This is a genomic window from Synechococcus sp. 8F6, assembly GCF_002252665.1.
GTDB lineage: Bacteria > Cyanobacteriota > Cyanobacteriia > PCC-6307 > Cyanobiaceae > Cyanobium_A.
This window is the reverse complement of the sequence record NZ_NQKZ01000003.1, coordinates 161,456-178,757: the sequence shown is the minus strand read 5'-3', so window position 1 is coordinate 178,757 and position 17,302 is coordinate 161,456. Positions and strand designations below refer to the sequence as shown.

The 17,302-nt window shown below is 65.9% G+C and carries 16 protein-coding genes; 10 read left to right on the top strand and 6 right to left on the bottom strand.

The window, feature by feature from the left end; all coding sequences use genetic code 11:
• The 3 genes from CJZ78_RS14350 to CJZ78_RS04190 all read right to left on the bottom strand — a co-directional run.
• Positions 1 to 463, bottom strand: a 463-nt coding sequence (locus CJZ78_RS14350) for a helix-turn-helix domain-containing protein (RefSeq protein WP_143592841.1), incomplete at its 3' end; no start/stop codon positions are given.
• A complete protein-coding gene (locus CJZ78_RS14345) occupies positions 427 to 933 on the bottom strand; it encodes a transposase (protein WP_143592840.1) in 507 nt (168 codons plus the stop codon). The genes CJZ78_RS14350 and CJZ78_RS14345, both read right to left, overlap by 37 nt.
• 831 nt (positions 934 to 1,764) lie before the next feature.
• Positions 1,765 to 2,259: an allophycocyanin subunit alpha-B gene (locus CJZ78_RS04190; RefSeq protein WP_094559628.1), complete on the bottom strand. Its 495-nt coding sequence runs from the start codon at positions 2,257 to 2,259 to the stop codon at positions 1,765 to 1,767.
• Positions 2,260 to 2,352: 93 nt separating this feature from the next.
• On the opposite strand from CJZ78_RS04190, the gene rlmD reads away from it, so the two are divergent.
• A complete protein-coding gene (gene rlmD / locus CJZ78_RS04185; protein ID WP_233128472.1) occupies positions 2,353 to 3,810 on the top strand; it encodes a 23S rRNA (uracil(1939)-C(5))-methyltransferase RlmD in 1,458 nt (485 codons plus the stop codon).
• On the opposite strand, the gene pheT is transcribed toward rlmD, so the two are convergent.
• Positions 3,795 to 6,248 (bottom strand): phenylalanine--tRNA ligase subunit beta, encoded by a 2,454-nt coding sequence (gene pheT / locus CJZ78_RS04180; protein ID WP_094559627.1) that lies wholly within the window; start codon positions 6,246 to 6,248, stop codon positions 3,795 to 3,797. The genes rlmD and pheT overlap by 16 nt on opposite strands.
• A 111-nt stretch (positions 6,249 to 6,359) precedes the next feature.
• Here pheT and rpmG point away from each other — a divergent pair, with 111 nt between their 5' ends.
• The 3 genes from rpmG to CJZ78_RS04165 all read left to right on the top strand — a co-directional run bounded on the left by rpmG (position 6,360) and on the right by CJZ78_RS04165 (position 8,981).
• Positions 6,360 to 6,554 (top strand): 50S ribosomal protein L33, encoded by a 195-nt coding sequence (rpmG, locus tag CJZ78_RS04175; protein WP_094559626.1) that lies wholly within the window; start codon positions 6,360 to 6,362, stop codon positions 6,552 to 6,554.
• Between the two features lie 161 nt (positions 6,555 to 6,715).
• Positions 6,716 to 6,937 (top strand): 30S ribosomal protein S18, encoded by a 222-nt coding sequence (rpsR, locus tag CJZ78_RS04170; RefSeq protein WP_006041316.1) that lies wholly within the window; start codon positions 6,716 to 6,718, stop codon positions 6,935 to 6,937.
• Positions 6,938 to 6,980: 43 nt separating this feature from the next.
• Positions 6,981 to 8,981 (top strand): ribonuclease catalytic domain-containing protein, encoded by a 2,001-nt coding sequence (locus CJZ78_RS04165; protein ID WP_369802013.1) that lies wholly within the window; start codon positions 6,981 to 6,983, stop codon positions 8,979 to 8,981.
• Here CJZ78_RS04165 and CJZ78_RS04160 read toward each other — a convergent pair.
• Positions 8,978 to 10,807, bottom strand: coding sequence for an FAD-dependent oxidoreductase (locus CJZ78_RS04160; RefSeq protein WP_094559624.1), 1,830 nt, complete (start codon positions 10,805 to 10,807; stop codon positions 8,978 to 8,980). The genes CJZ78_RS04165 and CJZ78_RS04160 overlap by 4 nt on opposite strands.
• Positions 10,808 to 10,890: 83 nt before the next feature.
• On the opposite strand from CJZ78_RS04160, the gene metG reads away from it, so the two are divergent.
• Both metG and CJZ78_RS04150 read left to right on the top strand, forming a co-directional pair.
• Positions 10,891 to 12,465: a methionine--tRNA ligase gene (gene metG, locus CJZ78_RS04155; RefSeq protein WP_094559623.1), complete on the top strand. Its 1,575-nt coding sequence runs from the start codon at positions 10,891 to 10,893 to the stop codon at positions 12,463 to 12,465.
• Positions 12,466 to 12,467: 2 nt separating this feature from the next.
• A complete protein-coding gene (locus CJZ78_RS04150; RefSeq protein WP_094559622.1) occupies positions 12,468 to 13,640 on the top strand; it encodes an LPS export ABC transporter periplasmic protein LptC in 1,173 nt (390 codons plus the stop codon).
• On the opposite strand, the gene CJZ78_RS04145 is transcribed toward CJZ78_RS04150, so the two are convergent.
• Positions 13,540 to 14,241 carry a cofactor assembly of complex C subunit B gene (locus CJZ78_RS04145; protein ID WP_094559664.1) on the bottom strand — a complete coding sequence of 234 codons (702 nt, stop codon included), beginning with the start codon at positions 14,239 to 14,241 and terminating at the stop codon, positions 13,540 to 13,542. The two genes, CJZ78_RS04150 and CJZ78_RS04145, sit on opposite strands and share 101 nt — an antisense overlap.
• 68 nt (positions 14,242 to 14,309) lie before the next feature.
• Between CJZ78_RS04145 and psb32 the strand changes: the two genes are divergently transcribed.
• The 4 genes from psb32 to CJZ78_RS04125 are packed head-to-tail and all read left to right on the top strand — an operon-like array spanning position 14,310 to position 17,214.
• Positions 14,310 to 15,002 (top strand): photosystem II repair protein Psb32, encoded by a 693-nt coding sequence (gene psb32, locus CJZ78_RS04140; protein ID WP_094559621.1) that lies wholly within the window; start codon positions 14,310 to 14,312, stop codon positions 15,000 to 15,002.
• A gap of 4 nt (positions 15,003 to 15,006) precedes the next feature.
• A complete protein-coding gene (gene pxcA / locus CJZ78_RS04135) occupies positions 15,007 to 16,152 on the top strand; it encodes a proton extrusion protein PcxA (RefSeq protein WP_094559620.1) in 1,146 nt (381 codons plus the stop codon).
• A complete protein-coding gene (gene cobU / locus CJZ78_RS04130; protein ID WP_094559619.1) occupies positions 16,142 to 16,702 on the top strand; it encodes a bifunctional adenosylcobinamide kinase/adenosylcobinamide-phosphate guanylyltransferase in 561 nt (186 codons plus the stop codon). Before pxcA ends, cobU begins: the two co-directional genes overlap by 11 nt.
• A gap of 2 nt (positions 16,703 to 16,704) precedes the next feature.
• On the top strand, positions 16,705 to 17,214 hold the full coding sequence (locus CJZ78_RS04125; protein ID WP_094559663.1) for a tRNA (cytidine(34)-2'-O)-methyltransferase: 510 nt from the start codon (positions 16,705 to 16,707) through the stop codon (positions 17,212 to 17,214).
• Positions 17,215 to 17,302: the final 88 nt, after the last annotated feature.

Here is a 17,302-nt window from a genome sequence, read left to right as displayed (position 1 = left end):
CCTGGTTGGGGCGATCCGCCCTGAGACGCGGCACCGAGCGCGGTTCCTGCGGCAGCCGTGCACGCCCGCGGCGGTGGCACTGCCCTGCCTGGTGCAGCACCCTATAAAAGCTTGATTCAGAGCCGATAAAGAGGCCCTGATCGGCCAGCGCCGGCACGATCTGTCCCGGCGGCAGCGAGGCGTACTCCGGCTGATTACACGTCAGCAGGATCCGCTGTCGTTCCTCCTCGCTCAGGCGGTGACCCACCAGGCGGTCACTGCCTTTACGGCGATCCACGCCGTCCCCATCACCACCAAAGGCCTTGCGCCAGCGTTTGAGGGTGCGCAGAGAGATCCCGATCTCGCAGCAGGCAGGCACCAGAGCCGCGCCAGCGGCATTGGCCTCGCTGATCAGCTCGATCGCCTTCTGCCGGTGCGCGGCACTGGTCAGCCTTCCGCGTCCTCCGAACAGAAGGCTTCCCACTTTTTTCGCAGCACCAGCAAGGCCGCCATCTCCGCCATGGCCTTCTCCTTGCGCTGTAGCTCTTTCTTGAGAGCCTTGATCTCCCGCTGGTCCTGGGCGCGGAGCTTCTCGAGCTCCTTCTGCTCTTTCAAGGTGAGCACTGGCTTTGCGTTGGCATCCTGGGCAGCCTGCCGCCAACGCTCCACCTGCTCAGGAAACAGCCCCCGCTCCCGGCAGTAGCCACTGAGTTCGGTGGCATTCAGGCCAGCGCTCTCCAGCACCACCGTGAATTTGTCGGCAGCACTCCAGCCCTCTGGTTCCTTCTCGGAAGCCGGCACCACCTCTCCCTGTAACCGCCAAATCTTTCTCCAGTTGTAGAGGGTCACCACGTGAATGCCCAGCTCTTCTGAAATCCGAGCCACGCTCTGGCGGTGCGGCGGGCTCATCCGCCTTCTCACGTCAGCCTTGACGGCCTCGCTGTAACGACGCATTGGTCATGTCCTCAAGCCCCCAGGTGTACTGATCAGAGGGGTGACATCTTTCCTGAAACCGGGGGTGTCCTGTTTTGAGTCTTGAATGCGGACTCAGATCAGACGGGCGAATAGTTGCGCGCGCCAGGGCCGTGGGGACTCGCGGAGCGTGCTGATTCCATTGGCGTCCAAGCATTGATCTCGGATGCCGTCTCCTGAGACTTGAATATTTCAGTGATTCTGCCTGGGTCAAGCCTGGGAGATACTCCTTCACAGAATGCCGGCTGGTGTTTCTGGGTACAACGACGATCAATGGACTGTGTCCAGGGTGGGGATAGGACGCTGTCCAGTGGCTCGAATCAGTGATGAAGACGAGTAATGATATAGCTTTTCGACTACGAGTACCTGTGTCTAATGCAGGTACGCGGCTTGAACAATGGTCAGCAGGAGTGGCGTGACGCCCGCGGCATCGGATAGTCGACCGCCTCTCTCGGTTAACCAAGGCCAGACTTAGCCTGAGACCAGAAACAAGTCTTAGGCGAAGAACCTGAGACGGAGGTGGGGGCAGCCTGACCTTGGCTTGGGGCTCTTGATCTGGCCAGATCCACGCATTCGGTTTGAAGGGGTGAGCGTGATGATGAGCCGACCGCGCTTCGCAACACCGACTCTTCCTCGCCGATCACGCACGCATCTGTCGGCGCAGGAGTGGATGCGGTGATGGACGGATCGACGACAGCCTTCGCTTCGGCCAGCGTCTCAATAATCCCATTCGGGATTCTTAGTGGGTCCAATAAAGAGCCCCGGATGAGACGGATGCTCAACCGGGGCGAAAGGAGGCTAGGCGGGTGGTGTTCAGGTGCTGGTTTGCATGCCCTGGATCAGATAGTCGAAGTAGGGGCCGGCCATTGCTGCTTGCTCGGTGCTGAGCAGGGCAATCGCGGCATCCTTCATGGTGCGCATCGCTTCAACCATGCCCGGCATCGGCACGCCGAGGCTGTTGTACATCTCGCGGGCTCCCACCAGGCCGATCTGCTGAATCATCTCGGTGCTGCCAGCCAAAACGCCGTAGGTGACAAGGCGCAAATACCAGCTGTAATCCCGCAGGCATTGAGCCCGCTGCTTTTGGCCATAGGCGTTGCCGCCAGGCGCGACGTAGTCGGGGTTGCGCTGAAACAGCTGCTTGGCCGCTTCGTCGACGATCTTTTTTTCGTTGTCGGTGAGCACCCGCACCACGGCAAGGCGCTCGGCCCCTCCGCTGAGGAACTCCACCATGGAGCGCAGCTCGCCGCCGCTGGGATAGCGCAGCTGATCATCTGCCTGGAGGATCAGATCCCGAACGACGCTCATCGCAGCGGCCACACGCGAGCATCACTGTATCGACTCCGCAGCAGGAACCCCTTCCCTGGCTGCAACGTGTAACGCCCCTTTGCACGGCGTAGGGTGAACGATTGGCGGGCGGGCGTGGCGTCGAGCAGCAGCAACATCAGCAACAGCAAGCCAGACCTGGCCACCGGCAACCGGGTCACAGTGTCGATCACCGGCCTGTCCCACGATGGTCAGGGGGTGGCCAGGCTGTCCGATCGGGTGCTGTTTGTCGCCGGCGCCCTGCCAGGCGAGCAGGTGCAGGTGCGCCTGACCCACAAGGCCCGCCGCCACTGGTTGGCAGAGCTGGAGCAGGTGCTGGAGTCGGCTCCTGATAGGCGCCGGCCGCCCTGCATCCTGGCGGAGCATTGCGGTGGCTGCAGCCTGCAACACCTTGAGGATGCCGGCCAGCAGCACTGGAAACACCAGAAGGTGGTGGATGCCATTCGTCGCATTGCTCACCTCGACCATCCAGTGGCCCCCCTCTTGGCAGCTCCCGAGGGCCTGGGGTACCGCAACCGGGCGATCATTCCGCTGGAGCGCTGTGAAGACGGCCACCTGCGTGCGGGGTTCTACCGCCGCGGCACCCACCGGATCGTCAACATGAACCACTGTCCGGTGCTCGATCCGCGCCTGGATGCCTTGATCGCGCCGTTGAAAGCCGATCTGGAGTCCAGCGACTGGCCCGTCGATCGCGATTGCCAGGAGGGTGGTGGTCTGCGCCATCTGGCGCTGCGCCTGGGCAGCCACAGCGGCGAGCTGCTGATCACCCTGGTGAGCAGTCACGATGAGCTCGATGGCCTGGAGATCCTGGCGGCCCAGTGGATGCAGCGCTGGCCCGCGCTGGTGGGTGTGTGCCTCAACCTGCAACCACTCCCCACCAATACCCTGCTGGGCCCTGAGACCCGGGTGGTGGTCGGACGTGGCTGGGTGGAGGAACGGTTCTGCGATCTCAGCCTGCGCATCTCGGCCGACACCTTCTTCCAGGTGCACACCCAGCAAGCGGAACGGGTGGTGCCGCTCGTGTTGGCGGCCCTCGACGGCCTACCGGCCGGCGTGATGGTGGATGCGTATTGCGGCATCGGGACCTACAGCCTGCCGGTGGCAGCGGCGGGGTGGCAGGTGCATGGCATCGAACTCAGCCCGGAGGCGGTGCATCAAGCCAAGACCAACGCCAAGGAGAACGGATTGGGGGAACGGGCATCCTTTGAGGCGGGGGTGGTTTCAGGGTGCCTCGGGGAGCATCTTGCCCACTGCGACGTGCTGTTCCTCGACCCGCCACGCAAAGGTCTCGAACCCGCCACCCTGCAGGCCATCGTGGCGAATCCTCCGGCCCATCTCCTTTATCTCAGCTGTGATCCTGCCACCCTCGCCCGGGACTTGGCCCAGTTGGTGGAGAGCTGCCACTACCAGCTGGCGAGTCTCCAGCCGATCGATTTCTTTCCCCAGACCAGTCACGTTGAAACGTTGGCCGTGTTGCACCGTGGGGCACCACCGCAGGGTGCAACAGCCGGTGCGGCTCAGGCCCTCAGTTGAGCTCCCAGCTGCTGTTCCAGGGCGGAACGAATGGCGGTATGGGCCCGTTCCACATCTTCGTCGGTCAGGGTGCGCTTGGGATCGCGGTAGCGCAGACGGAAGGCCTGGCTGCATTGGCCGGCGGCCAGCTGGTCGCCGGCGTAACGATCCACCAGCTCGGCCTTCTCCAGCAGGGGCTTGCCAGCCTTGCGAATCACCTGCAGCAGGTCGGCCGAGCGGATCTCAGTTGACACCACCACCGCCAGATCCCGCTCTGAGGCGGGCACGGTGGCGTAGGGGGCAAAGGCGGGTTGCCATCGGTTGCGACGCGTGGCGGCGGTGAGCAGGGCCGCCAGCTCGAGTTCAAACACGTAGGTGGCTTCCGGCAGGTCGAGCGCTTCGGCCTGCTCAGGATGCAGCTGCCCAAACCAACCCTGGGGGCGGCCCTCCACCACCAGTTCGGCCGCCCGGCCCGGATGCAGCAAGGGGTGGCTCGTCAGCGGCCGATCCTCGATGGGAATCGCCGAGGCCACCAATGCCTGCTGCAGCACGCCGCGGGCCTGGTGGTAGCTGGGCGGTTGGGGTTTGCCACTGCTGCTCCAGCGCTCACCGCGTCGCTCCCCGCAGATCACCCCCACCAGCAGCTGGCGATCGGGTTGGGCGGCCGCCGTGCTGAACACCTGGCCGATCTCGAAGGCCCAGAAGCCGGCTTGGCCGCTTTGCAGGTTGCGGCGCGCTGCCGCCAGCAGCTCTCCGTGCAGGTTGTCGCGCAGGTGGCCGTAGTCGGCCAGCAGGGGATTGGCCAGGGGGATGCGCCCTGCAGCAGCGGCAACAAGGGAGAAGCTGCAGGCTTCCTGCAGCCCAGCCCCACAGAGCTGAAGCCGCAAGCGGCGCTCCACCTGTTGGGCTGGGTCCAGACCGCCGGGTTCGAGGGGATCGGGCAGATGGCAGGCGAATTGGTCGTAACCAACCAGGCGGGCCACTTCCTCAATCAGATCGACCTCCCGCTGCAGGTCCATCGAACGGGAAGCCGGCACGGTTACCAGCCAACCCTCGTCGTCGGCATCGGCCTCAAGGCTGCAGCCCAAAGCGGTGAGGGTTTGCAGGATGCGGTCATCGCTGAGGTCGCTGAACGCGTCTCCGTCTTGCACAGGCCCCAGCAGGTTGTGCAGGGCATCCCGCCTTAACTGCAGGGGCTGGGTGGCCAGCTGCGGGCTCTGATGCAGCCAGCGCCCGACCAGCTTGGCGCCGCAGAGCTGCTGCAGCAGTGCCACGGCGCGGTTGGCCGCTGCCAGGGTGCTGTCGCGGGGCAAGCCCTTCTCAAAGCGACTGCTGGCCTCGGTGCGCAGTCCGACGCTGCGGGCTGAGCGGCGCACGGCCTGGGGTGCAAACACCGCGGCTTCCAGCCAGATGGCGCAGGTGCCCTCACCGACCGCTTCCTCGGCACCACCCATCACGCCGGCCAGGGCGATGGGCCGACCGCTGTAGGTCACCACCAGGGCTTCGGGGCTGAGCTGGTGCTCGCTGCCATCCAGGGCCATGAACGGCTCCCCGTCGTGAGCTTGCCTGAGGCCCAGGGCGTCCACCTGGGGGGCGGATGTGGCACTGATAGCCGCCAGCTGCTGGCTGTCAAAGGCATGCAGGGGCTGCCCTGTTTCCAGCATCACCAGATTGGTGATGTCGACGACGTTGTTGATCGGGCGTACGCCGGCCTTTTCGAGGCGCTGTTGCAGCCAGCGGGGCGACGGGGCCACCTGGAGGCCGTCCAGGGCCGTCACGCTGAACAGACCGCCGGCTTCAATCGCGGCGAGATCCGCAGCGGCCACGGGCAATGGCTGGCTGTCAAGGGCGGCGCCAGCCGGCACGGGGGTGTGGGTCTGTCCGCCGACGAGGGCCGCCACCTCCCGGGCGATGCCCAGCATGGAGAGCCCGTCGGGGCGGTTGGCGGTGATGGCCAACTCCAGCACTTGGTCGTCGAGGCCGAGGCACGGGCCCACGGGGCTACCGACCGGTGGCACCTGCTCCAGCAGCTGATCGAGCTCGGCGATGCCATCGGCATCGCTGCTCAGGCCCAGTTCCGCCAGGGAGCAGATCATGCCGCTGCTGGCCACGCCACGCAGTTCGGCGGGCTTGATCGTCAGATTGACGGCGGGCAAAGTAGACCCCACCAGGGCCACCGGCACGTGGATGCCAGCCCGCACGTTGGCGGCCCCGCAGACGATCTGCAGCGATTCCGCGGCACCGACATCCACCTGGCAGACGCTGAGTTTGTCGGCGTTGGGATGGCCTTGCCGGTCGCGCACGTAGCCCACCACGACCCCCTGGGCCTGGGCCGCCAGGTCGTCGATGGCGTCCACCTCAAAGCCAGCTATCGAAAGCCGCTCGGCCAGAACGTCGACAGCGAGGGCCTGCTCAGGGCCGGTCACCAGCTCCTGCAACCATTGGAGCGAGACCCGCATCAGCCCATCCCTTCAAGAAGGGGGATCCTAGAGATCAACAGGCAGGGGAACTGCCGGAAGGTATGTTGGCAACTTGTCCTCTCGCATCGCACCAGCGGCGCAACGTCCTTCATGGCTAAAAACAAGGGCGTCCGGATCGTGATCACTCTTGAGTGCACGGAATGCCGGTCCAACCCCGCCAAGCGGTCTCCAGGTGTGTCTCGCTACACCACCGAAAAGAACCGCCGCAACACCACCGAACGGCTCGAGCTGAAGAAGTTCTGCCCCCATTGCAACGCCTCGACGACGCACAAGGAAATCAAGTGATCTTCAACTGACCTGGCCGCCTAGCGCTCCGATTACTCGGTTGCGCTTGCACCAACGTCAACTCAACGTCAACTCAACGTCAGCTTGAAGCCGATTTCCTTGGTCTCCGTCACGCCTCTGCACGGTTAGGCACCAGTTCGTTTTTCCCTCCGTTCGAACCCATGTCCAGCTCCTTCTTTAAAAAGCGTCTGTCGCCGATCAAGCCCGGCGATCCGATCGACTACAAGGACGTCGATCTGCTCAAGAAATTCATCACCGAGCGGGGCAAGATCCTGCCCCGCCGTCTCACTGGCCTCACCGCCAAGCAGCAGCGGGATCTCACCAATGCGGTCAAGCGTGCCCGCATCGTGGCCCTGCTGCCCTTTGTGAATCCGGAAGGCTGAGGCGCGACCGCTGGCCTCAGCAACCTTCCAACCCGGCGATCTGGTGGGCCTCAGCGACGAGCGCGGCCCCCAGGTTGCTGTCGTTCTCAGTGTTCAGTCCAACAAGGCTTCGCTGGCGATCGGTGCATCCGGTCGTCAACAGATTCAACCGCTGCGCCAGTTGCAGCTGCTCGGCGCGTGCCCTGGCGATGGGGCCCAGCCCCAGCGGTTGGAGCAACTGCCCTGGCACATCACGGAAGACGCTTTAACGGCAGCCGTGCCCTCCAGGCGTGATGTGGCCGCGGCCTGGTTGTTGATGCAGGCGGATGGGCATCCGTTAACCCTGCCCGATTGGGTGGATCTGGTGTGCTCCCGCCGCGATGGCCTCACCGTGGCGGCCTGCTGGCGATGGTGCCACGGAGCCCAGACCCTGTTTCGGTTGCGCCAGGGCCATGTGGAGGCCCGTGGCCTCAACGACCTGCGGCAGCTGCGCCGAGAGCGGCGTCATCAGCAACTGCAGGCCGAGGCGGAGCAGCGCTGGCACCAAGCCCTGCGGCTCCGCCAGCCCCTGGATCCCCACGACCTGGCAAGCGAGCACCGGCAGCAACTCGAACTCCTGGAGTGCTGGGCCGGGGGCGACTGCACCAGCCCTCTGCCCACTCAGCTCAAACAGGCTCTCCACGCGGCCCAGTGCACGGCCGACACCGGCTCGATCCGCCATCTGCTGGTTGACCTGGGCCTCTGGCAAGCCCATCACCTGCCATCGCTGCGCGCCACCACCTGGGAGCAGGGCTTTTCGGCGGAGCTGTTGGCGGAGGCTGATCGTCTGCTGGAGATGGCCGAGGCTGATCGCCCCGGCGACATCGACCGTGTGGATCTGATGGGCCAGCGCAGCGTCACCATCGACGATTCCGACACCCGCGACATCGACGACGGCCTGGCGTTGGAAACCACCCCGACCGGGCAGCAGCGCATCTGGATCCACGTGGCGGATCCCGGCCGCCTGATTGAAGCCCATTCGCCCTTGGATCAGGAGGCCCGACGCCGGGGCAGCAGCCTCTACCTGGCCGGCGGCATCCTGCCGATGTTTCCCGAGCAGCTAGGAACCGGCCCGATGAGCCTGAGAGCTGGGTGCCGCAGTGCCGCCTGGAGTCTCTGGGTGGAGCTCGATGCCGAAGGTGCCATCGCCGCATCCGGCCTGCAACGCAGCTGGGTGAAGCCCACCTACCGGCTCTCCTACGGAGATGCCGACGACCTGATCGACCTGGCGCCCCCTCAGGAGCGCGATCTCGCCGATTTGCATGGCTTGTTGCAGCGACGCCGCCAGTGGCGAGTGCGCCATGGCGCCCTGCTGCTCGACCAGCCGGAGGGGCGCATCCAGTGCGGCGGCGAAGAACCCCTGCTGGAGATCACTGAGCCCAGCCCGGCTCGGCTGCTCGTGGCCGAGGCCATGATCCTGGCCGGTGCGGTGGTGGCCGAAATGGGCCGTGAGTACAACCTCGCCCTGCCGTACCGGAGCCAGTTGCCGGCTGCCTTGCCCCCCGAGGCGGAGCTGGCCGCCCTGCCAGCCGGGCCCGTGCGGCATGCGGCCATCAAGCGCTGCCTGAGCCGCGGGCACACCGGCACCCAGCCGAGTGGCCACTTCAGCCTGGGGCTTCCCGCCTATGTGCAGGCCACCTCGCCGATCCGCCGCTACGCCGACCTGGTGGTGCAACGTCAACTGCTGGCCCTGCAGCAGCAACGCCAGCCCCTGGAGTCCGAGGCCCTTCAGGTCCTCCTGACCGATCTTGAGGGTCCGCTGCGGCAGGGGCAGCAGATCAGTCGGGAAGACCAGCGCCACTGGCAACAGGTGTGGTTCGATGCCCATCGCAGCGACCACTGGCCGGCCACCTTCCTGCGCTGGCTACGGCCCCAGGATCGCCTCGGCCTGGTGCATGTCGAGAGCCTGGCGATGGATCTGGCCGCCGACTGCCCGGCCGGCTCCGATCCGGGCGATCTGCTGCAGCTGCGGGTTCACAAGGTGGATCCGCTGCGGGATCAGCTGCGCCTGCTGGCCAGCGGCTAATCCCCCGCCAGCCGCGAGGCCCGCAGCCATGGGCCCCAGGGATTGAGGCAACCCACCAACGTGGTGGTTGTGGGCCGCTCCAGATCCTGAAGCCAACAGTTCAGCCCTGGTTCCAGGGTGATCAATGGCCATGCGGTGCTGCCTGTGCTGAACAGAAAGCCCCCTTGGCCATCAGCATGCACCGTGCCGCGCCAGGCTGCTTCGCCGAACTCGGCTGCACCTGCCCTGGGATCGTTGGCTCGCGCCGCACGGCGCTGCAGCTGGCCATCGCCCTGGAGCAGATCTGGAGACTCCAGCAACAGCAGCTGGCGAGCGGCCCAGTCGGCCGCATGCCAGGGCGTGTCCCAGAGCGGCAATACCGCCGCCGGGGCCAGGGGATCGTGAATGAGTCGCTCGTGCAGCTCGCGCACCGGCAGATCGCAGGGGGGAACGCCCCGCTGCACCGCCAGGGCGGCGGCTGCGCCGGCTGCCTGACCGATGTTGAGGATCAGCGGCTGCAGACGTGTGGCGCCATTGGCCATGTGGCTGACGCTGAAGCCTTTGTCGGCTGCCAGCAGGTTGTCGAAATCGGCACTCAGCAGGGCCCGATAGGGGACGGTGAAGGGGGTGCCGCTCCAGCGGCCACCCCAGCGGATGCTTTTGGCTGCCAGCGGCCAATCGGGGCCCGGGTAGTGGTGGTCGTTGGCGTAGTTGCCCACCGCCACGGCTTCGAGTGCCCCGGTGCCATCCCAAGGCAACGGTCCTTGGGATTCGCCGCCTCCCAGGGGCAGCAGATGTTGTTCCAGCACCACCGTGTTCCCCACCAAGCGGCGCCCTTCGCGCCAGTAGGGCATCATGGCCAGGGGTGAGGGCCCACTCACGGCGCTGGCGCCAAGCTCCCCCGCTGTTGGAAAGCAGGCGGCTGGCTTCAGCCAGCCTTCGGAGGCCTGCTCCAGGGCATCGGCAAAGGCAAGGCTGTGGGCCTGCATCGCTGCTCCGATCGGCCCATCAGCGGCCTCGCGCTCCAGCAGCTCCAGGCCGTGGCCATGCCAATCGTTGCCGTGAAGCGGCCAATTGAGCATCACCAACCCGCCGGGCAGACGGCCGTAGCTGATGGTGCGCTCCAGGCCAAAGGCCTGGTCGGCCTGCTTGAACGGGGGCGGCAAGGTTGCAGGGCTAGCGGCCGGGGGCCCGGGCATGGTGCCGGCACCGGCCTCATCCGCCAGTTGCCCCATCACCACCCAGGTGGGGGATTGCAGCGGATGCTTCGCAAAAAAAGAGTCCTGATCGAGACGCTCCTGGAGCGGGGCACTGGGCTCCTGCCACAGCTCCTGCGCTTCCCACCCCTGTCGGTAGCTGGCACCACAGATCGGCAGCAGGTCGCCGCGATCGCTGCCATCGATCACCACCTGCAGCTGAATGCGTTGCGCCTCTCCTGCGACCTCCACATCGAGCGCCGTGAGACGCCGACCCTGGCGATGGGCACCGGTCACCCGTGCCCCCGGGGACCAATGCAGCAACGGCTCTGCCGAACACCACTCGCGCAGGAGGGTTTCGGCGGTGGCGGGGCGGTAGCCGAAACAGCTCACCCAATTGTGGTCGAGTCCTTCGGGCTCCCGCCGTTGCAATTCCCGCAGAAAGGCGCCCCACAGCCCGGTTTGCCAGGGCGTGAGCTCATTGCCATCGGGAGCGCAGACGCCAGCGGCGCTCACCATGCCCCCCAGCCAGGGCCCAGGCGTGAGCAGCACCACGGTGGCGCCGCCGCGGGCAGCCTGCAGGGCAGCGGCCACCCCACCGGTGCCACCGCCCCACACCAGCACGTCAACCTGCGCGGGGGGGATCGCCATGGCTACCGGCACGGGGGATGGTGCAGCCCAGCGTGGCAGGGTGGGTCGCGGTCGCGGCGCCGCGAGCTACCCTTCCCGGTCGCATGTCTTACACCCTCACCACACCCCTCTATTACGTCAACGATCGCGCCCATCTCGGCAGTGCTTACACCACGCTGGCCTGCGATGCGGTGGCCCGCTACCAGCGGCTCAAGGGGGAGCAAGTGCTGTTCATCACGGGTTGTGACGAGCACGGGCAGAAGATTCAACGCACCGCTGAAGCCGCGGGGCTGAGTCCCCAGGCCCACTGCGATGCGGTCAGCGAGGGCTACCGCGCCCTCTGGAACCGCTGGCAGATCAGCAACGACCGGTTTGTGCGCACCACCGACCCTCGCCATCAAGCCCTGGTCGAGCAGTTTTTTGCCCGGGTCGAGGCCAACGGCGATGTGGTGGAAGGCCGCCAACAGGGCTGGTACTGCGTGGCCTGTGAGGAGTTCAAGGATGACGCCCCGGGAAGTGAAGACCCGGAATGCGCCATTCACCGCAAACCGCTCGAGTGGCGCGATGAGGTGAATCTGTTTTTTCGCCTCTCCCGCTACCAGAGCCAGATCGAGGAGCTGATCCGCAGACCTGGTTTCATCGCCCCGGCCAGCCGACAGAAAGAGGTTGAAAACTTTGTCGCCCAGGGCCTGCGTGACTTTTCCATCTCCCGGATCGATCTACCCTGGGGGATCCCGGTGCCTGGCCATGACGGCCATACCTTTTACGTATGGTTTGACGCCCTGCTGGGCTATCTCACGGCCCTGATCCCCCCAGAGGATCCGGTCAACCTGGAGCTGATCAGCCAGGGTGGCTGGCCGGCCCAGTTGCACGTCATCGGCAAGGACATCCTGCGCTTCCACGCGGTCTACTGGCCGGCAATGCTGCTGTCGGCGGGACTCCCCCTGCCCGAGCGGGTGTTTGGCCATGGCTTCCTGACCCGGGAGGGTCAGAAGATGGGCAAGTCCCTCGGCAACGTGCTCGATCCGGAGGTGTTGCTCGAGCGCTGTGGGCGTGATGCGGTGCGCTGGTATCTGCTGCGCGATATCCCCTTCGGCGACGACGGCGACTTTCAGCAGCAGCGCTTCACCGATCTGGTCAACAACGACCTGGCCAACACGATCGGCAACCTGCTGAACCGCACCTCGTCGATGGCGCGGCGCTGGTTTGCTGATGCGGTGCCCCCCGCCGGGCCTGCCGCCCAACCCGACCACCCCCTGGCCGTGGCGGCCCTGGCCGCCGGTGAGACGGTGAACACCGCCTTGGATGCCCTGGATTTCCGCGCTGCCGCTGAAGCCAGCCTGCAGTTGGCCATCACGGCCAACGGCTTCCTCAACGACCAAGCCCCCTGGAAGCAGATGAAACTGGAGGGTCAGGAGACTGCCGTGGCGGCGGATCTCTATGCGGTGTTGGAAGCCACCCGCTGGGTGGCGGTGCTGTTGGCCCCCCTGTTGCCCGAACTCTCCGAGCGGATGCTGGTGCAGCTCGGTCAGCAGCCCTTTGAGAGTAGCATTGGCACCAGCGTGACCACGCCATCGCCGTGGCGTGCGGCTCAGCGGTGGGGCGCGTTGGAGCCTGGACTGGCCTTGATCGAACCCCAGCCGGTGATGCAGCGGCTCGAGCTCGAGACCCCCCTGTGACCATGCGCACCTACCGGCGGCTGCCGCAGTTCCTGCTGGTCTTGAGCCTGGCGGGCCTTGCGGTGCCCACCCTGCTGGCCGGCTGCCAGGCGCCCGCCACCAAAGAGGAACCAGCCCAACCGTTTGTGTTCCGCTCCCTCAACCTGCGGCAGAAAGATCCCAGCGGTCGCCCCCTCTGGGAGATCAGCAGCCCGGAGGCCCGCTATGACCTGAGCCGCCGGGTGGCCCAGGCCCGGGACCTGAGCGGCACGATTTATGCCAAAGGCAAGCCCCTTTACACGATCACAGCAAGCAGTGGCACGGTGATCAATGACGGCGAAGTGGTGCAGCTGGAAGGGCCGACCCAGCTGGTTCGGGTGGGGCCGAAGCCGCTGGTGGTCACGGCCACCCGCGTGCGCTGGTATTCGCGCCAGGAGCGGATGGAAATCGATCGGAGCCCCCGCGCCAGCCAGGGTGATCTCCGTCTCACCGCCAGGCGGGCCCGCTTCTGGATTCAGCAGGACAAACTCGAGTTGCGGGGCCGGCCGCTGCTGGAGCGCTCCGACGAAGGCACCTGGACCCTGGCCCTCACCTCCGCCGACTGGTTCCTTGGCACTGGCGAGCTGATCGGTCGCGGACCGGTTCGGGGTGAGCGGCGCTTGGCTGGCAGTGGTCTGCAGACCCTCACGTCCCCCTCGCTGACCGGCAACTCCTTGCGCCAAGTGATCGACCTCCAGGCTCCCGTCCAAGTGCTCGATCCGGGCCGCAAGGCGCGGTTGGATGCCAGGGCAACCCGGCTGGAGTTGGATGTGGAGCGGATCAGCAGCCCCCACCCTTTCCGTGCCCAGCTCGACCAGTCACGGCTCAGTGGGCAGGGTTTTGAGGCCCTGGGTGGCAGTCAAACTCTGGTGATTCCCCAGGCGTGCCGACTCCAGCAACCCACCGATTCCCTGGTCGCCAATCGCTGCACCTGGAACTGGCAGACCAACCAGGTGACGGCGCAGGGTTCGGTGGAGCTGCGCCGCTCGGCCTTCCAGCAGGTCACCCGAGCCCAGCAACTGCAAGGTGTGGCAACCCAGCAGGGGCAGGTGGTGTTCAGCAGTCCGGGGAGTCGGGTGGAGAGCCAGTTGAAGGTGCCGCCGCCCCGTCGAGACGCGCGCAAGCAGTCCCCGAAAGCGCCACCATTCGGGTTGTGATGCGTTGAGCCCAGCCCTCCAGCCACACCAGATCACTGCGACTGAAACAGCGTGGTGACCAGCCACCCAACACCACCAGGCCCTGCTCCCCCAGGGGTTGCACAACCGCCGAGGGCAGGCCCGGCAGCAGGCTGGTGAATTCGTCGCGGCCCGGGTAGAGGCGTAGGTCCACCAGGGAGATGGCTCTCCCCTTTGCCTGCGTGCGCGCACAGATCACCCCAGGGGTGAAGCTGCAGTCGGCCAGCAGACCCCGCCGCAGCAGGCAGCGCCCCTGCCACAGCACAACAACCACAGCCGCCGGACTGGCGGTAAGCAGCATCTGGCTGCCCCAGCCCAGCTCTTCGGCCAGCTCGGGTGGCAGACCCTCCGCCAGTTCCACCCCTTGGCGCCCCTCCAAGGCCACCCGGCCTGCCGCTTCGGGCACGGCCCGCGTCCACAACACCCCAACCAACATCAACCCCACCGCCAGAAAGCTGGCCAGCACGGCAGCTCGCTCCAGGGCCGGATCTGTGTTGACAGCGCTGGTTTGGTTGAGCACCACCAGGGCCAGGGCACCGATACCTGACCCCAGACAGATCCGCGCAGGTAGGGAGGCGGCCATGAACAGCAAGCAGGAGGCGACAGCAGGGCCCGTTAGCGGCAAACTAGGGCCACGCTGGGTCGAATTCGTTGGCGCCCTCACTTCACAAGAGCCGCTGGCTCTCCCTTCAGGGGTTGATTGCTGCCCTGCTCGGAGGTTTTCTCTGCCTTGCGCCCGCTCCCGCCCTGGCCATCGCGGCGAGTGGCCTACCCGACACGCCTCCCCAGGAGCGCATCCTGGACACCGCCAATGTGCTGAGCCGCGCTGCCATCGGTGAGCTCGGCAAAACCCTGGAGAGTTTTTCCGCCGATCGCGTGGATGCCCACCTGATCACGGTGAATCGCCTGGATTACGGCCTCAGCCTGCCCCAGCTCGGCGCCCAGGTGTTGGAGCGCTGGGCGGAGGCCGGCGCCGACTCCTTGCAGCTGCTGTTTCTGATCGACAGTCAGACCAACAGCGCTGCAGTAGTGGCTTCGCCGAATCTCAATGGCCAGCTGGATCCGAGTCTGCTGCGCAGCACGGCACGCACCACGATGGCCCAGCCGATTCGTGAGGGCGGTCGCTATCGCCAGGGCAGTCTCGACGCCATGAACCGTCTGCTGACGGTGCTCGAGGGCGGCGACGATCCGGGTGAACCAGCCACCGCCGAGGTGGTCACCCAGCCCACCAACATTCCCACCAAAGAGGAAACAGCGTCCAGCAACGCCTTCACCTGGGTGGTGGTGCTGCTGGTCCTGGGCACCCTGGTCCCGATGCTCACCTGGTGGGTTTTTTCACGCTGACCCCATGGCACCTACCAATTGGATGGGGGCTTTCGGCCGGGCCCAGGCCCTCGATCTCAGCCACGATCTCGAGCGGGGTTACGAATCGGCCCTGTTGATCCAGAGCATTGAGCTGGAGCATTACAACGATCGCCCTGTGCGGCCTGAACTCGACTTGCGCATTCCGCGGGCGGCCCAGGCCCAGCTGCTGCGCCGCTTCCGGGCGGCCCTGGAGGTGTGTCGTCAGTCGCTCCTCACCTTGGAGCCCAACCGCGCGGAGCTGGCGGGTCAGGAGATTCGTCAGTTTCAACTGATTGAAACCGTGGTGGCCCGCTACGGCGCCAAACGGGAGCCCCTGCCCGCGATTAGCCGCTCTCCAGAGGTGCTGCCCCGCAGCCTGATCGGCGTGGTCGACCAGGTGCGACGACAACTCGTTCCGGAAGCGGAAGCCAATGTGGTGGCCGGCTTCCGCCGCCGGCGCGACTCCACCTTGGTGTCGCTTCGCGTGTTGTTGTTGCTGATTCTGGTGCCGGTGCTGGTGCAGCAGATCAGCCGCACCTATGTCGTGTCACCGCTGGTTGATCGCTTTGCCCCCGATAACGCCTTTCTCACCTACCCCAAACCCAAGCTTGAGGAGCAGGCCGTTGAAAAGTTGAGGGTCTTCCAGGCGGAAATTGAGTTTGACGCCCTGCTGAACGGCAACCCCTTACCGAGCCGAGAGGAATTGCAGGCCCAGTTGGCCAGTCGGGCCCAGGAGCTCAAGGAGGAGGCTGATCTGGAGAGCACCCACGCCATCAAGAACGTGTTGGCTGATCTGGGCGGCTTGTTGGGCTTTGTGCTGGTCTGCCTGTTCGGTCGTCGCGATCTACAGGTGCTGCGAGGTTTCCTTGATGAGCTGGTCTATGGCCTCAGCGATAGCGCCAAGGCCTTCGCGATCATTCTTTTTACCGATATCTTCGTGGGCTTCCATAGTCCAGAGGGCTGGACGGTGTTGCTCGATGGTGTTGCCCACCATCTCGGATTACCAGCCCGCGAAAACTTCATCATGTTGTTCATTGCCACATTCCCGGTGGTGCTGGCCACGGTGTTCAAGTACTGGATCTTCCGCTACCTCAACCGCGTTTCTCCCTCCTCCGTGGCCACTCTGCGCAACATGAACGGTGGTGGCTGAGACTTGCCCGCGCTTTGCGCTGGTGCTGGGTCCGGCCCGCAGCGGCAAGAGCCGCTGGGCCGAACATCTGGCACATCAATCAGGCTTGCCGGTCTCCTACCTGGCCACAGGCCCCCGTCCTGCGGCCCACGATCCGGCCTGGCAAGCCCGCGTCTCGGCCCATCGCAACCGACGTCCACCAGGGTGGACCACCCTCGAGGTGGGTGCCGAGCTCTGCTCAGCCCTTAAGGCCCTCCAGCCCCCTGGCCTGGCCCTGGTGGATTCCCTCGGGACCTGGGTTGCGGCTGGCCTTGACCACGATGCTGAGAGCTGGAGGGATCAATGCGCTGCCCTCTCGGCCAGCCTCAGCGCCTGTGCGGTGCCCGTGGTGCTTGTCAGTGAGCAAGCAGGCTGGGGGGTCGTTCCCGCCACGGCCATCGGTGGGCTGTTCCGGGATCGCCTCGGTGCCCTGGAGCAGCAGCTGGTTCCCCTCTGCGACGCCCTGTGGTTGGTGGTAGCTGGCCGGGCCTTCGATCTGCGGGCCCACAGTGTGGCCGTGCCCGCGGGATGACCATGCCGCAGATTGTGCTGTACCAGCCAGAGATCCCGCCCAACACGGGCAATGTGGCCCGCACCTGCGCAGCGACCGGTACCCCCCTGCACCTGGTTGAACCCCTGGGGTTCTCGATCGATGATCGCCAGCTCAAGCGGGCCGGGCTCGACTACTGGCCGCTCGTGCCGTTGCAGCGCCATGCCAGCTGGCCCGCGTTCGCCGATCACCGCAAAGCCTTAGGGGGACGGCTGATTGCCCTCAGCAGCCATGCGTGCCAGTCCTATCTCGACTGGCGCTTCGGTCCCGACGACTGGCTGCTGTTCGGCCGGGAGAGTGATGGGTTGCCCAGCGACGTGCTGGGTTGCGCCGATGTGGCCCTCACGATCCCGATGGCCCGGGCGGCGCGCCCAGATCGCTGCGGGGTACGCAGCCTCAACCTGTCGGTGGCGGTGGCGGTGGTGCTGTTTGAGTGCCTGCGGCAACAGGATTTCCTGACGCTGCCGGGATCGCAGGCCACCACAAGCATTTAGAGCCTTGGAACGTCTCCGTTGTTGCCAACATCACTTGTGGCCTTGGGTTCCGTCCGCTACTCTCTGCCCGGCTCGGGGATGGCGGCTT

Coding starts and splice junctions, on each gene's coding strand:
- CJZ78_RS14345 (WP_143592840.1), bottom strand. CDS start 933: ATGCGTCGTTACAGCGAGGCCGTCAAGGCTGACGTGAGAAGGCGGATG.
- CJZ78_RS04190 (WP_094559628.1), bottom strand. CDS start 2,259: ATGAGCGTCGTTCGGGATCTGATCCTCCAGGCAGATGATCAGCTGCGC.
- pheT (WP_094559627.1), bottom strand. CDS start 6,248: ATGCGGGTCTCGCTCCAATGGTTGCAGGAGCTGGTGACCGGCCCTGAG.
- rpmG (WP_094559626.1), top strand. CDS start 6,360: ATGGCTAAAAACAAGGGCGTCCGGATCGTGATCACTCTTGAGTGCACG.
- rpsR (WP_006041316.1), top strand. CDS start 6,716: ATGTCCAGCTCCTTCTTTAAAAAGCGTCTGTCGCCGATCAAGCCCGGC.
- CJZ78_RS04160 (WP_094559624.1), bottom strand. CDS start 10,807: ATGGCGATCCCCCCCGCGCAGGTTGACGTGCTGGTGTGGGGCGGTGGC.
- metG (WP_094559623.1), top strand. CDS start 10,891: ATGTCTTACACCCTCACCACACCCCTCTATTACGTCAACGATCGCGCC.
- CJZ78_RS04150 (WP_094559622.1), top strand. CDS start 12,468: ATGCGCACCTACCGGCGGCTGCCGCAGTTCCTGCTGGTCTTGAGCCTG.
- CJZ78_RS04145 (WP_094559664.1), bottom strand. CDS start 14,241: ATGGCCGCCTCCCTACCTGCGCGGATCTGTCTGGGGTCAGGTATCGGT.
- pxcA (WP_094559620.1), top strand. CDS start 15,007: ATGGCACCTACCAATTGGATGGGGGCTTTCGGCCGGGCCCAGGCCCTC.
- CJZ78_RS04125 (WP_094559663.1), top strand. CDS start 16,705: ATGCCGCAGATTGTGCTGTACCAGCCAGAGATCCCGCCCAACACGGGC.